Origin of the sequence: Nocardia sp. NPDC050630 (assembly GCF_044457245.1) — a bacterium.
Classification (GTDB): Bacteria; Actinomycetota; Actinomycetes; order Mycobacteriales; family Mycobacteriaceae; genus Nocardia.
This window is the reverse complement of sequence record NZ_JBITGN010000013.1, coordinates 24,604-37,071: the sequence shown is the minus strand read 5'-3', so window position 1 is coordinate 37,071 and position 12,468 is coordinate 24,604. Positions and strand designations below refer to the sequence as shown.

The window sequence follows — 12,468 nt, the reverse complement described above, 5'->3', positions numbered from 1 at the left end:
ACCATGCGGCGGTTCGGTCGTACCGAGGTTCCCGCGGTCATGAAGGTCGTCTGCTATCGCAACCGCTACTTCGGTACCCCGCTTTCCGACCTCATCCAGGACGCCATGCGGGGGCCGTCCTTCTGGACCGTCGCCGAACGCGAAATCTTCGCGACGAGGGCCTCGCAGTTCAACGAATGTCCCTTCTGCGTGTCCGCCCACCACGGCATCGCAGCTGCTTATATCGCTGAGAATCTGGTGGACGAAGCCTTGGCCGACGGCGATGATTCACCCTTGCGTCCCGAAGCCCGCGCCATGCTCGAATTCGTCGGCAAAATGGTGCGCGACCCCGACGGCCTCAGTCCCGGTGAGGCCGACAAGGTCCGCGCGGCCGGAGTCACCGCCGAAGCCTTCGACGAAGCTCTCTGGGTAGTGACCCTTTTCAATGTCATCAACCGAGCGATGAATGCCGTTGGCGCCGAAGCGCTCGAAGCCAGCCAAGCCCGGATCGGCGCACGCTTCATCAAGGCATTCGGCTACCGAACCCCACCTCCGGTGCGCTACCTTTCCCGCGGCGCTCGATAACTCAGCAGGCTTCCGAGATCGGCCAATACCGATCGTTTTGCCTTGGCGATCGATCCCACACGGCTGGCTCCTGTCGATCAAGTGCATTCTCGAATAGCGCCGGGACTCGCTGCTGGTTGCTTGTGGGCGCTGAATTGACACGCAAGCGCGGCTCGAGATCGTGACGAAAGTCTGACGCTGTGGCCAGGTTGCGGCGAAAGCCACCGTACTGGCAGCAGAATCAGCGGCATGACCTCGGTAAACGATGGAGTGGTTAGCGGGCGGGTTGGGCACTGCGGTCTGGGGTGGTGCTGATATGCGGGTCTTGCTGACCGGCGCGGCGGGGTTTATCGGGACCCGGGTGCATCGGGAGTTGGTGGAGGCGGGCCATGAGGTGGTCGCGGTTGATCTGATGTTGCCCGCGGCGCATGGGGTCGGCGCGGTTGTTCCGCAGGACGTGCGAGTGGTTGACGTGCGGGATGCGGCTGCGCTGGATTCGGTGCTGCGGGGGATCGATGTGGTTTGTCATCAGGCCGCGGTGGTCGGCGCGGGGGTGAGTGCGCAGGATGCGCCCGCTTATGCGAGCCATAACGACTTGGGGACCGCGGTTTTGTTGGCGGCGATGGATCGGTCGGGGTGTCGGCGGTTGGTGTTGGCATCGTCGATGGTGGTTTATGGGGAGGGGCGCTATCGCGGGGTTCGGGCCGTCGAGGTCGGGGTGCGCAGGCGCGGGGATCTCGAGAACGGCATGTTCGAGCATCGGGATCCGGATTCCGATGAGGTGTTGGGGTGGGAGCCGGTGCCGGAGACCGCGCCGTTGCGGCCGCGGAGTCTTTATGCGGCGGCGAAAGTGGCGCAGGAACACTACGCGTCCGCATGGGCGGCGGTAACCGAATCCGGGGTCACCGCATTGCGCTATCACAATGTCTATGGTCCCGATATGCCGAGGGATACACCGTATTCCGGAGTAGCCGCGATTTTCCGGTCCGCGCTGGAGGCCGGTAACCCGCCGCAGGTTTTCGAAGATGGCCGGCAGGCGCGAGATTTTGTGCATGTGAGCGATATCGCGGCAGCGAATCTCGCGGCGGTCGAATATGCGCATTCCGGGTTCGTACCGCTCAATATCGCCTCGGGACGTCCGATCACCATCGGCGAGGTCGCCAGTGCCTTGGCCGCGGCGCGCGGTGGTCCCGAACCGGTGATCACCGGACGCTATCGGCCCGGCGATGTGCGGCATATCGTGGCGAGCCCCGAACAGGCACGACGCATTCTGGGATTCACCGCGCAGGTGGATCCACTCGACGGCCTGGCCGAGTTCGCGTTCGCACCGCTGCGCGCGGTTGCGGGGGCGGGCGCGCCGGTGGCGTAGTTCAGTTTCCGCTGAGCGGTAGCCGAACTTCGAAGCGACAGCCCTGCTCGCGGTTCTCGGCGCTGATATCGCCGTGGTGGGCTTCGACCAGACCCGCGGCGATCGCGAGTCCCATACCGCTGCCGGAGGACACACCGTCGGAGGCGACGGGGGAGCGGGCGGCGGTACCGCGGTAGGCGACTTCGAATATTCGTGGCAGATCGGCCTCGGAGATGCCCGGGCCGGTGTCGTCGACGCGCGCCCAAGCCTGACCGTTGGAGGTGCCCGCGGATATCGCGACACGGCCACCGGGTGGAGTGTGGGCGATGGCGTTGGAGACCAGGTTGGTCAGCACCCGGCCGAGGGCTCGATCACTGGCCGCGACGACGATTTCGGAGTCGGGCTGTTGCGCATGCAGCTGGACTTCGGCGCGTTCGGCATTCGGTCGGTTGGCGGCCAGTACCTCATCAATCAACTCGCGCAGATCGACCGGCTCCAGCTCCAAGCGCAGCGCACCCGCATTGATCTTCGACATTTCGAACAGATCATCGACCATGACCGAGAGCCGATCCGTTTCGCGCACAATCTGTTCCGCGTAACGCGCCACATCGTCGGTGCCGCTGACCACGCCGTCGGACAGGCCCTCGGCCATCGCGCGAATACCGGCCAGCGGGGTCCGCAGATCGTGGCTGACCCAAGCGACGAGTTCGCGACGGGACCGCTCGGCCATCCGCTCTTGCTCGCGGATCTGCTTTTCCCAGACCGTCTTTCGGGCCTGTTCGCGACCGAGTAGCAGTGCGGCGGGCACGGTGACCGCCGCGACGACCGCGAGTACGACCGCCGTGCGCTCGAGTTCATCGGTGAACATCAACCCGCTGACCCCGATAATGCCCGCCAGCGTGGACAGCGTGGGGATCAGCACCAACACAGCCATACTCGAGGTCATCGAGCGATTGCTGGTGGCGCGCAGGATTCCCGCGCCGATGGCGACGATCGGCAGCGAACAGCCGAGCGCGTAGCCGATCAACTGGAGGGTGTTCTCAGGCACTGGATTCTCCATTCCGACCCCAGATATAGCCGCGGCCCCACACTGTCTCTATCCGATGCCGGGCACCGAGTTTCGCTCGAAGACGTTTGATATGCACGGTGACGGTGGACAGGTCGCCGAAATCCCAACCCCACACCTTGGCCAGCAGTTCCTCCCTGCTGAACACCTGGTGCGGATGACGCAACAGGAAGACGAGCAGATCGTATTCGCGCGCGGTCAGGTCGACCGGCCTGCCGTCCACCAGCGCCGATTGCGAATTCGGTCGCACCTCGACCGCACCGTCGCGCAGTACCTGCGTGCTCGGCTGCCGCGCCGCCTGCGAACGTCGCAGCACCGAGGCGACCCGCAAGGCGAGCTCGCGGGCGCTGAACGGCTTGGTGACGTAATCGTCAGCGCCCGCCTCCAGACCGAGCACGCGATCGTCCTCGTCGCCGAGTGCGGTGAGCAGGATGATCGGGGTGTCCGGGCGCGGGCCGGAACGCACCGCGCGGCAGATTTCGATGCCGTCGGGGGCGGGCATCATCACGTCGAGGACGGCCAGTTCGATGGGGTCGCCGGTGGGTTCGGTGAGTTGCGCCATGGTCGAGACGCCGTCCGCGGTCTCCACGACGGTGAGTCCATCGCGTTCGAGATAGCGTCGCACCACATCACGGACCAGCGGGTCGTCATCGGCGATGAGAATGGACATGGATTACCAATTCGTCAGGATCGTGTGGGCGAGTACGAGTGTGCCGAGCGCTTGCAGAAACAGCCAGGCGCGGGCAGTGGACCGCGGCAGAAACGCGGTCGCGGCGAGTAGCCAGAGGTCGAACGGCAGCCAGATGCGTTCGGTCTCCGCCTTGCTCAGGCCACTGAGGTCTGCCACCAATATCGCGCACAAGGCCGCCGTCACCAAGAGCGCGGTCGCATCGAATGGTCTGCGCAGCGCGCTCGGCAGACCACCCGCGGTGGCCAGGCCGACCGCGCAGACGGTGGCGGCGAGGTTCGCCCAGACCCAGTACGCGTACGGACGCTCGGAGGCGATGCCCTGGTAGTAGCGCTGCACCACCAGGTGATAGCCATCCAGCCACCAGAAACCGGCCACTGTGAATGCCACGACGACGATCAGCGCGCCGAGTACGGCAGGTAGCAGCGGCCTAGTGGTTCGGCCCGCGATCAGAACCGCAACGGCGAGGACGGCCATGATCACGAGGCCGTAGCTGAGATAGATACCGAGCCCGAAAAGCACACCGGAGCCAACGGCGATCCACGGCCGCCGGATCGCGACCGCCAGCAGCGCCACCGCCCACGCCGTTACACCCGCGAACATGGCGTCCGCCGAAACCGCGATCCACACTGCGGCGGGCGCTATTGTCAAAAACGGCAATGCCTTTCGCGCTCGATCCTCGGCACCGAGCGCGCGCAGAGTGACCGCGACGGCGACGATCGCGCTGGATCCGATCACGAGACAGGACAGTCCCGCCCACCCTCCGCCGCGCACGCCGATGCGATCGAGCAGGACGAAGAACAGCAGCGCGCCGGGTGGATGCCCGGAGACGTGGGTCGTCCAGGAATCCGGTTGGAAATCCAGGATTCGGCCGGAAAATCCGCGCAGCATGGCCGGGATCTCGCGGACGCCGGGCACCTCGTGCAGATATTCGTGGCCGTCGGTGAGTCTCGCGACGAATCCGCGCTGCCAGCCATCGATCATAGCCAAGGCGAAAGCCCAGGCCAGAGCGGTCAACCAAGACACCGCAAGCAGCCGTCGCCACGGCAGCGACTCGGCCATGGCGGATCCGAATCCGATGACAAGTAGCGCGATAGCGACGGCCGGTACCGAACCCCAGCCGACATGTGGCAACCAGTTGCCGAAGATGGGAGCCGAACCCGCGTAGAGCTTGCTCCGCCATTGTTCGCTGGCAATTCGCGGGACCAGGAATGCTGCCAGGGTGAGTGCGGCGGCAATGCCTGCTCCGAGATACTCGGCACGTATCCGGCCGCGCGGCGCTGTCGCGGCCTCCTTCACGTCATGCACGAACCTCACGATAGGGCCGCGATGCGTGGAAAACCGGTGCTCCAGCGGTTCTGGATGCGGATGTCACTGTTTCGTCACCACTTTTGCGGCCACGATTCGGTCGCGCTGGCATAGCGTCGGAAAGGTGAACGAGACCCTCCATAATCCGGACGGCGTGACCGTTGTCATCCCGTGCCGAGACGAAGCTGAGGCGTTGCCAGATGTGCTCGCGGCTATCCCGGCCGGATTCCATGCGTTGGTCGTGGACAATGGCTCGACCGATGCGACAGCCGAGGTGGCCCGCCGCTGCGGCGCCGCTGTCGTATCCGAAGCCCGGCCCGGATACGGTGCTGCCGTGCAAGCCGGGATCGCCTCGGCAAGAACGGATTTAGTCGCCTTTCTCGATGGTGACGGATCGATGGACCCGGCGGAGTTGCCGCCGCTGGTCGAATTGGTGCGTTCGGGTGCCGATTTGGCGGTCGGACGGCGCAAGCCGGTGCGTCGGGGTGTGTGGCCGTGGCATGCGCGGCTCGGCAATTCGGTAATCGCCGGGCGACTGCGTCGCCGGTACGGGCTACCCGTGCACGATATCGGCGCCATGCGGGTGGCTCGCCGCGCCGCACTGCTCTCGCTCGGACCGTTGCACACGCGCTCCGGCTATCCATTGCAACTGCTGATCGGTGCGGCGGGAGCAGGGTGGCGGGTGGTCGAGCGCGACATCGCATATCGGCCACGATCGGGGGGCGTCTCGAAGGTATCGGGATCGTGGCTCGGGACCCTGCGCGCGACCCGCGACTTTCTGGCGGTGCTGCGATGAATTACTTTCGGCCTTCGCCCATAGCCGCGACACTGCTCGTGCTGGCCAAGGCGCCGATTGCCGGCCTGGCCAAAACTCGTCTGACACCGCAACTTTCGCCGCGTGAGGCCGCACGAGTCGCCGCTGCATCGCTGCTGGACACCTTGGAGTCGATGTCACGCAGTCCGGTCGCGCACCACATCGTCGCGTTCACCGGAGAGCTCGCCGATGCGGAGTGTGCGGACGAAGTAGCGAGGGCGCTAGTCGACTTCGAGCTGATTCCGCAGCGCGGCGCATCTTTCGGTGAGCGCTTGGCCAATGCGCACGCCGATGCCGCGCGCTACGGGCTGCCGGTTTTGCAGATCGGCATGGACACGCCGCAGATCGGTCCGGAGGTGCTGAGCTGGGCCGCCCGCGAACTGGTATTGCGCGGCGACGCACTGCTCGGCCCCGCCGACGATGGCGGCTGGTGGGCGCTCGGGCTGCCGACACCACAGCCGGCGCGCATACTCGTCGACGTTCCCATGTCGACGGAACGAACCGGTGAGCTCACCCGAGAAGCCTTGCAGGACTGCGGACTCCGGGTGCGCTCGCTGCCGCACTACAACGATGTCGACACCTTCGCCGACGCACTCCAGGTGGCACGCGAATCCGACGGGCGGTTCGCGCGCTTGATCCATCAGTTGCACCACGCCCTGCTGGCACATCGATGAGCGATATCTTCGATCTCGCGCTGGCGGGTGAGGATTGCTGGGTGCGCGATGCGGACGGACGGCGTCATCCCCTGCGCACCCGGCGCTGGCTGGGCTTCGACGATGCCGACCGTCCGGCCGATGCCGTGCTGACCTGCTGTTGCGATGGACCGACGCTGGATCTGGGATGTGGTCCGGGTCGGTTGGTGGCATCGCTGCTGCGCCGCGGGATCATCGCCCTTGGTGTCGATATCTCGCCGATGGCCGTGGCTACCACCAGATTTCGCGGTGCGCCCGCATTGCAGCGGGATCTGTTCGGGCCGCTGCCCGGTTCGGGACGTTGGTCCTATGCGATTCTCGCGGACGGCAATATCGGGATCGGTGGCGATCCGGTCCGCCTACTGACCCGAGCGGGCGAACTCCTTGCCCGCAATGGCATTGCGGTGGTCGAATTCGCTCGTCCTGGTGCCGGTGTGGTGACGAATCCGATTCGGCTCGAGACGAGAGACCGAGTGGGGGAATGGTTTCCGTGGGCACGGGTGGGGATAGATCGCGCGGAAGAGCTGGCCGCGGCAGCGGGGTTCCGCGTGGTGGCGGCGGTGGAGGTGTCCGGACGGCATATCGCTTGGTTGCGATGGGGCCCTGATCGAGCAGTCGGTGCGTGATATGAGGATTGGGGGACAAGCGGTTACCTCGCGCTTACCCGTGACAACCGCACGCGGACCCGAGGTCGCGAGTCGGGTCGGGATCGCTCTCGGCAGCGCGATACTGCTCTGTTTCATCACCGGTTTGCTGAGTCACTGGATTCAGCATCCGCCGAGCTGGTTCTGGTGGCCCGCCCATCCCGTGTGGCTGTATCGGGTCACCCAAGGCGCCCATGTGATCTCGGGTGTCGTAGCGATCCCGCTGCTGCTGGTGAAGCTCTGGGCGGTGTACCCCAGGCTGTTTCAGCGGCCGATCATCGGTTCGCCATTGCGAATCCTCGAACGTGGTTCCATCGCGATCCTGGTCGGCGCGGTCCTCTTCCAGCTGTCGACCGGGCTTCTCAATATCGCCCAGTACTACCCGTGGAAGTTCTTCTTTACCACCGCGCACTATGCCATGGCCTACGTTGCCATCGGTGCGCTAGCGGTGCATTTATCCGTCAAGCTGCCCATCATCCGGGACGCGCTGCGACGTTCGCTCGTCGAACCAGACACCGAGGCCCGTCCGCATATTTCGCGTCGAGCAGTGCTGACAGGTGCGGGTCTTGCCGCCGTAGCCGCGGGCTTGGCCGTTGCCGGGCAGACGATCCCGTTTCTGCGCTGGGCGGCCGTACTGGCCCCGCGCAGCGGACATGGGCCGCAAGGGGTTCCGGTCAATCGATCAGCTGTGGCAGCGGGCGTTGGTGGGCCTGCGAGCGACCCCGGGTACCGGTTGACGGTCACCATGGGCGATCGGAAGCGCCGCTTCACCAGGGACGAGCTGCTTTCCCTGCCGCAGACGCGGGCCCGTCTGCCGATTGCCTGCGTCGAAGGATGGAGTGCCGGAGCCGACTGGTCCGGAGTACGCCTGCTGGATCTGCTGGCCGTGGTCGGGAACTATTCCGGTGGCGATATCCGGTTCCGTTCGCTGGAGCGAACCGGCATCTACGGGAGTTCGATTCTCCCGCAGCGTCATGCCGTCGACGACAGCACCTTGGTCGCCCTGACCATCAATGGTGAAACCCTCGATCTCGACCACGGCTATCCATGCCGTCTGATCGCACCCAACCGGCCCGGCGTCCTGCAAACGAAATGGCTGTCCGAAATCGAGGTGCTGCCATGACGGTGGCCCGTATCGTGCTGCTCCTCATCGGCATCTGGCTCGGCTGGTACGGCATCAGCGCGTTATTCGACCTTCCGCCCGCAGATCTCGGCTCTGTCGCGATATGGTTCGCGGGCGGGATCTTGCTCCACGATGCGGTTTTCGCCCCGATCTGCGTCGCGGCCGGACTCACCGCACGCCATCTCCTACCGCCTACCTGGTGGGCCGTCACCGCCTGCGGTGCCATCTGCTCGGTCGGCTTGGTCCTGATCGCCCTCCCGGTCCTCGACCGGCGCAACGCCATGTCGAGCAACCCGACCGTCCTGGACCGCAACTACCCCCTCGGACTGGCGGTCGCCTTGATCCTCGTCTGGTTGCTGGTCTTCATCGCCCACGCTGTGTCGAGCCGGTCCGGTCGAGGGCATGCGCACAGCTGGAAACCAGCCCTTCGACTACCGAAAATCGGGCGACGTGCCGCTCACGATGTCATTTCCACGAGGGCAGCGTCGGCAGCACACCGCCCAGCTCGGCACCGTCGGAACGACCGAGCAGCCAAGCAAGCACCGCACAAGCGGGCCCGCTGACGGTGTGGTCAGGAGACCCACGCCCAACCGTCGCTGTGCAGCCCGTATCAGTGGTTCGCACTTCGAACGTGACTGCCGGTTCAGCCCCAGCGGCAATCCCTTTCGTCAGATCAGCAGCGGCTCGCGGCAGCAGCCGCGCAACGAAATCCGCTGGCCAGTCCGCAGGTTGGTAACCGGCCGCCAGATCCACATGATGGATCTCCACCTCTTGCAGCCGCATCCAAATGACCTCGCTCGCCGGAATGGGCCGTCCCTGCCTGGTCCGAACGGTCGCCGTCCACGCCTGTTCGGGAATTGCCTCGGCAAGCGCCAGCCAGCGATTCGCCGCCGCTTCGTTATCGGCCAACTGCTCGGCAAGTGGCCGCGACGCACCGGCCTCGATATCGGCATCCCGGATGAACATGCTCGCGTACTGCGGTGTTTCGATCCCGGTCCGCGCCCAGAGCAGTAAGTTGACCAGGCTGTCGGCGTTGCGCGCGAGGTGCGCGAGCAGATGCCCGCGCGTCCACTCGGGTAGCAGTGACGGCACAGTCATGTCATCGTCCAGCCCGCGAATGGTGTCGAGCAGACGGTTCGTCGCCGCGGCGACGGTTTCGAGCTGAACGGTGGTCTCCGGCGCGTCGCTGGTCACCGGATCGACATTAGCGATCCGAGCGCGGAATCGTCGCGCAAATCGCGTCGGCCTCGATCTCCACCAGCAGTGCTGGCGTGATCAGCGCCTTGATCTCGTACATCGACGCGGCGGGGCGGATATCGCCGAATACCTCGGCGTGCGCCTTCGCGACCTCGGGCCAGCGCGCGATATCGGTGACGAAGATGCGCGTGCGAACAACATCGGCAAAACTCGCGCCCGCCTCGGTGAGCGCAGTGCCGATGCGGCGCAGGGCTTCTCGAGTCTGCTCACCGATATCGTTCCCGCCGACCGCGTTGCCTCCGGGCAGCGAGGCCGTGGTGCCGCTGACGGCGACCGTATTTCCGACGCGAACCGCCCGTGAGTAGCCGACGATATCCTCGAACTCCGAACCCGACACGATATTCATCCGATCACCCATGGCGAAAGCATGACACCAACCGGTCATTCGGACGTAGGGCTTTTGTCGGAGACATGCGGTAGGCAAACATCGTGAAAGCGCACCCTCGTATCACCGCGGTCGCTGTCCTTTGTGTGGGCGTGCTTGCAGGCTGCTCATCCTCGGGTAGCAAGGCCGACTTCACCGTGGCCAGGGACCAGCCGCTGGTGATCTCCCTGGATGACCTGCTGGCGACCGTCGGTGGCACCGCCGCGGTGTCGATCGCCGATCCGGACCACGGCACGCTGACCCGCCGCCTCGACGGCGCACTGGTCTACCAGCCGAAGCCGGGCTACGCCGGTACCGATGAGCTGAAGGTCACCACCACCGACGCGGTTCGTCTGTACACCGCCGACATCGCAGCGCTCGGCGAATTCGGCGGCACCACCGTCCAGGCCAGCGGTTACGGCTCCGCATGGACGCCGGTACCGGGCGCACCGGGCCAGTTCTACGGACTCACCGACCGCGGGCCCAACGTGGACGGTCCGGGCAAGAATCAGAAGCTCACCCCGATCCCAGGTTTCGTTCCCGAGATCGGTCGATTCGAACTGGCCGGCAATCGCGCGGTCCTGCGATCCACGATCGAACTGCACACCGCGAACGGCACTCCGTTCAACGGTCGGGTCGACATCGCCGCGAGCACCGGCGAAACCATCAGGGACCTCGCCGGGAACGTCCTGCCGCCCACCGATCACGGCCTCGACCCGGAGGGTCTGGTCGCGCTGCCGGACGGCACCTTCTGGGTCTCCGACGAATACGGCCCGTTCCTGGTGCATTTCGACGCCAAAGGCACCGAACTGGAGCGATTCGCCCCGGGAACCGGTCTGCCCAAAGAACTTTCGCTGCGCACTCCGAACCAGGGCATGGAGGGCCTGACCATCACACCCGACGGCGCTACCCTCGTCGGCGTCATACAGAGCGGCCTGAAAACCCCCGGCCTCGACGGTTCGGCCAAGGACGTCCCGATGACCCGCATCGTCACCGTCGACCTGAAATCCAAGCTGGTCAAGGAATTCGTCCTCCCGCTGCATGATCCGAAGCGCACCAAGGTCGCCGACTCCGAGATCACCGCACTCAGCGCCACCACCTTCCTGGTCGACGAACGTGACGGCGAGCTGCCCCCGAAGGCCGACAAGAAGCTGTGGACAATCGATATCTCCGATGCCACCGACGTCGGCCCGGACGCGAAGGTGCCCGGTGCGCAATACGATCCGGAACGCGGTGGCCTCCAGGTCGACGGCAAGCCGCTGGAAACGTTGGTCGGTCCTGTTTCGACGGATGACGCGACCGCGGCACTGAAGAAGGCAGGCATCACCCCGGCCGCCAAGACCGCGAACCTGGATGTCGCCGCCCTGGTCACCAGCCTGAACGCCGACGGCGAATTCTTCGGTCACGACAAGATCGAGGGCGTCGCTACGCTCGACGGCGGCAAAACCCTCTACATCGCCAACGACAGCGATTTCGGCCTCGCGGCCAGCAGCGGCGAGCAGCCGCCTTTCGGACTCGAGCCCAAGACACTGCCCAACGGCTTACCGGACACCGGCGAAATCCTCGAGGTCGATACCACCAAACTGCCCGCCGAACTCGACACTCGCACGGTCGAGATCAAGGTCGACTAACCCGAATCACTCTCGAGCCATTCGCGGCCTTCCAGAATCACTGCGGCGGCCAATGTGATCAGCCACAGCGACATCGATCCGACCTGGATCCGCTGGGCGATGCCGAGTGCGTAATTGCCGGTCAGGTTGTCGGCGACCAACATCCACACGGTCGCCGCCGATCCGATCACCAGCACCACCAAACCGGCCTCGCGCAGAATCCGCCAGCGGTGATAACGGAAGGCGGCCACGCTGAACGCGAAGGTCGCGACGGCGATAGCGGTGACCGCGATGCTGCTGGTCAGCGCGTGCGGCTGATGCAATTGCGGGAACAGTTCGCTACCACCACCGCCGCATTCGGCATTGTCCTGCGGGGTGCAATCGCGCAGTGGGAGCAGCACATCGCCGATGGTCGCGGCGCCGAAGCAGAACAGCGCGACCCAGCCGATGGTGGTGAATCTGCGGCGCGGAAATAACAGCAGCCCCGCGATCGCGGCGGGTATCAGCAATGCGCCGACGATCTTGTCGGCGGTAGCGAACAACTCGCGATGTGGTTTGCCCTCGGCATCGAGTTCACTGAGGAAAGAGTTGACCGGATCGACGTCGATCTTCAGTACGAACTCCAGCAACCACGACGAATAGCAGAGTCCGGCGATCGCGATCGCGACCGCGATGAGCCCGCAGGCGACCCGGACGTGGCGTTCGGCGAGCCTCCGGCGATCAGTCACTGGACCATTCTCCGCCTTCTGGTTGGTCCGGTGTTCAATAGTAGGTGCGTGTGTCCGCACCAACCGGTCCTTCACACACCTCATTACCAACTCGAACACAGGCTTCTGTCAGGTCCATCCCCGATGGTTGGTAGATCTAAGGAGGTTCCCATGATCGCAATCACAACGGCCATCGCCGGAATGCTGGTGCTAACGGTAATGGCGGTGTCGGGCTACCTGGCCGCGCACGCGCCTCGCACGCTGGTTCGGGTGCGCGAACGCCGCTAGGGGTTGTCGGGCGCTC

Annotated in this window: 14 protein-coding genes; 8 read left to right on the top strand and 6 right to left on the bottom strand. The window is 65.3% G+C overall.

What is annotated here, in order from left to right:
* Nucleotides 1-3: 3 nt before the first annotated feature.
* Both ACIBG0_RS28145 and ACIBG0_RS28140 read left to right on the top strand, forming a co-directional pair.
* Nucleotides 4-564 carry a carboxymuconolactone decarboxylase family protein gene (locus ACIBG0_RS28145; protein ID WP_397036326.1) on the top strand — a complete coding sequence of 187 codons (561 nt, stop codon included), beginning with the start codon at nucleotides 4-6 and terminating at the stop codon, nucleotides 562-564.
* Nucleotides 565-859: 295 nt separating this feature from the next.
* Nucleotides 860-1,912 (top strand): NAD-dependent epimerase/dehydratase family protein, encoded by a 1,053-nt coding sequence (locus ACIBG0_RS28140; RefSeq protein WP_397036615.1) that lies wholly within the window; start codon nucleotides 860-862, stop codon nucleotides 1,910-1,912.
* A 1-nt stretch (nucleotide 1,913) separates the two neighbouring features.
* Here the strand turns inward: ACIBG0_RS28140 and ACIBG0_RS28135 are convergent, their stop codons facing one another.
* Genes ACIBG0_RS28135 through ACIBG0_RS28125 form a run of 3 tightly spaced genes read right to left on the bottom strand, consistent with a single transcriptional unit; the run spans nucleotide 1,914 to nucleotide 4,953 of the window.
* Complete coding sequence (locus tag ACIBG0_RS28135; RefSeq protein ID WP_397036324.1) at nucleotides 1,914-2,939, bottom strand: sensor histidine kinase; 1,026 nt, start codon at nucleotides 2,937-2,939, stop codon at nucleotides 1,914-1,916.
* Nucleotides 2,932-3,627 (bottom strand): response regulator transcription factor, encoded by a 696-nt coding sequence (locus ACIBG0_RS28130; RefSeq protein ID WP_397036322.1) that lies wholly within the window; start codon nucleotides 3,625-3,627, stop codon nucleotides 2,932-2,934. Before ACIBG0_RS28130 ends, ACIBG0_RS28135 begins: the two co-directional genes overlap by 8 nt.
* Before the next feature lie 3 nt (nucleotides 3,628-3,630).
* Nucleotides 3,631-4,953 (bottom strand): hypothetical protein, encoded by a 1,323-nt coding sequence (locus ACIBG0_RS28125; protein WP_397036320.1) that lies wholly within the window; start codon nucleotides 4,951-4,953, stop codon nucleotides 3,631-3,633.
* Between the two features lie 124 nt (nucleotides 4,954-5,077).
* Here ACIBG0_RS28125 and ACIBG0_RS28120 point away from each other — a divergent pair, with 124 nt between their 5' ends.
* From ACIBG0_RS28120 to ACIBG0_RS28100, 5 genes are read left to right on the top strand one after another with little or no spacing between them, the layout of a single operon-like run.
* Nucleotides 5,078-5,749 carry a glycosyltransferase family 2 protein gene (locus ACIBG0_RS28120; protein ID WP_397036318.1) on the top strand — a complete coding sequence of 224 codons (672 nt, stop codon included), beginning with the start codon at nucleotides 5,078-5,080 and terminating at the stop codon, nucleotides 5,747-5,749.
* Nucleotides 5,746-6,441, top strand: a complete 696-nt coding sequence (locus ACIBG0_RS28115) for a DUF2064 domain-containing protein (RefSeq protein ID WP_397036317.1) — start codon at nucleotides 5,746-5,748, stop codon at nucleotides 6,439-6,441. The genes ACIBG0_RS28120 and ACIBG0_RS28115 overlap by 4 nt, the downstream gene beginning before the upstream one ends.
* Nucleotides 6,438-7,085, top strand: coding sequence for a methyltransferase domain-containing protein (locus tag ACIBG0_RS28110; protein ID WP_397036315.1), 648 nt, complete (start codon nucleotides 6,438-6,440; stop codon nucleotides 7,083-7,085). The genes ACIBG0_RS28115 and ACIBG0_RS28110 overlap by 4 nt, the downstream gene beginning before the upstream one ends.
* Nucleotides 7,086-7,125: 40 nt before the next feature.
* Nucleotides 7,126-8,226 (top strand): molybdopterin-dependent oxidoreductase, encoded by a 1,101-nt coding sequence (locus tag ACIBG0_RS28105; protein ID WP_397036313.1) that lies wholly within the window; start codon nucleotides 7,126-7,128, stop codon nucleotides 8,224-8,226.
* Complete coding sequence (locus ACIBG0_RS28100; RefSeq protein WP_397036311.1) at nucleotides 8,223-8,789, top strand: hypothetical protein; 567 nt, start codon at nucleotides 8,223-8,225, stop codon at nucleotides 8,787-8,789. The genes ACIBG0_RS28105 and ACIBG0_RS28100 overlap by 4 nt, the downstream gene beginning before the upstream one ends.
* On the opposite strand, the gene ACIBG0_RS28095 is transcribed toward ACIBG0_RS28100, so the two are convergent.
* Nucleotides 8,692-9,420, bottom strand: coding sequence for a maleylpyruvate isomerase family mycothiol-dependent enzyme (locus ACIBG0_RS28095; RefSeq protein ID WP_397036310.1), 729 nt, complete (start codon nucleotides 9,418-9,420; stop codon nucleotides 8,692-8,694). The genes ACIBG0_RS28100 and ACIBG0_RS28095 overlap by 98 nt on opposite strands.
* 10 nt (nucleotides 9,421-9,430) lie before the next feature.
* Nucleotides 9,431-9,841 (bottom strand): RidA family protein, encoded by a 411-nt coding sequence (locus tag ACIBG0_RS28090; protein WP_397036308.1) that lies wholly within the window; start codon nucleotides 9,839-9,841, stop codon nucleotides 9,431-9,433.
* A 71-nt stretch (nucleotides 9,842-9,912) separates the two neighbouring features.
* Here ACIBG0_RS28090 and ACIBG0_RS28085 point away from each other — a divergent pair, with 71 nt between their 5' ends.
* Nucleotides 9,913-11,478: an esterase-like activity of phytase family protein gene (locus ACIBG0_RS28085; RefSeq protein ID WP_397036306.1), complete on the top strand. Its 1,566-nt coding sequence runs from the start codon at nucleotides 9,913-9,915 to the stop codon at nucleotides 11,476-11,478.
* Here the strand turns inward: ACIBG0_RS28085 and ACIBG0_RS28080 are convergent.
* On the bottom strand, nucleotides 11,475-12,185 hold the full coding sequence (locus ACIBG0_RS28080) for a DUF998 domain-containing protein (protein ID WP_397036305.1): 711 nt from the start codon (nucleotides 12,183-12,185) through the stop codon (nucleotides 11,475-11,477). The genes ACIBG0_RS28085 and ACIBG0_RS28080 overlap by 4 nt on opposite strands.
* Between the last annotated feature and the right edge of the window lie 283 nt (nucleotides 12,186-12,468).

Bases quoted from the DNA above. Each gene is read 5' to 3' on its own strand.
- ACIBG0_RS28100 (WP_397036311.1), top strand. From the start codon at position 8,223: ATGACGGTGGCCCGTATCGTGCTGCTCCTCATCGGCATCTGGCTCGGC.
- ACIBG0_RS28090 (WP_397036308.1), bottom strand. From the start codon at position 9,841: ATGGGTGATCGGATGAATATCGTGTCGGGTTCGGAGTTCGAGGATATC.
- ACIBG0_RS28115 (WP_397036317.1), top strand. From the start codon at position 5,746: ATGAATTACTTTCGGCCTTCGCCCATAGCCGCGACACTGCTCGTGCTG.
- ACIBG0_RS28130 (WP_397036322.1), bottom strand. From the start codon at position 3,627: ATGTCCATTCTCATCGCCGATGACGACCCGCTGGTCCGTGATGTGGTG.
- ACIBG0_RS28145 (WP_397036326.1), top strand. From the start codon at position 4: ATGCGGCGGTTCGGTCGTACCGAGGTTCCCGCGGTCATGAAGGTCGTC.
- ACIBG0_RS28140 (WP_397036615.1), top strand. From the start codon at position 860: ATGCGGGTCTTGCTGACCGGCGCGGCGGGGTTTATCGGGACCCGGGTG.
- ACIBG0_RS28110 (WP_397036315.1), top strand. From the start codon at position 6,438: ATGAGCGATATCTTCGATCTCGCGCTGGCGGGTGAGGATTGCTGGGTG.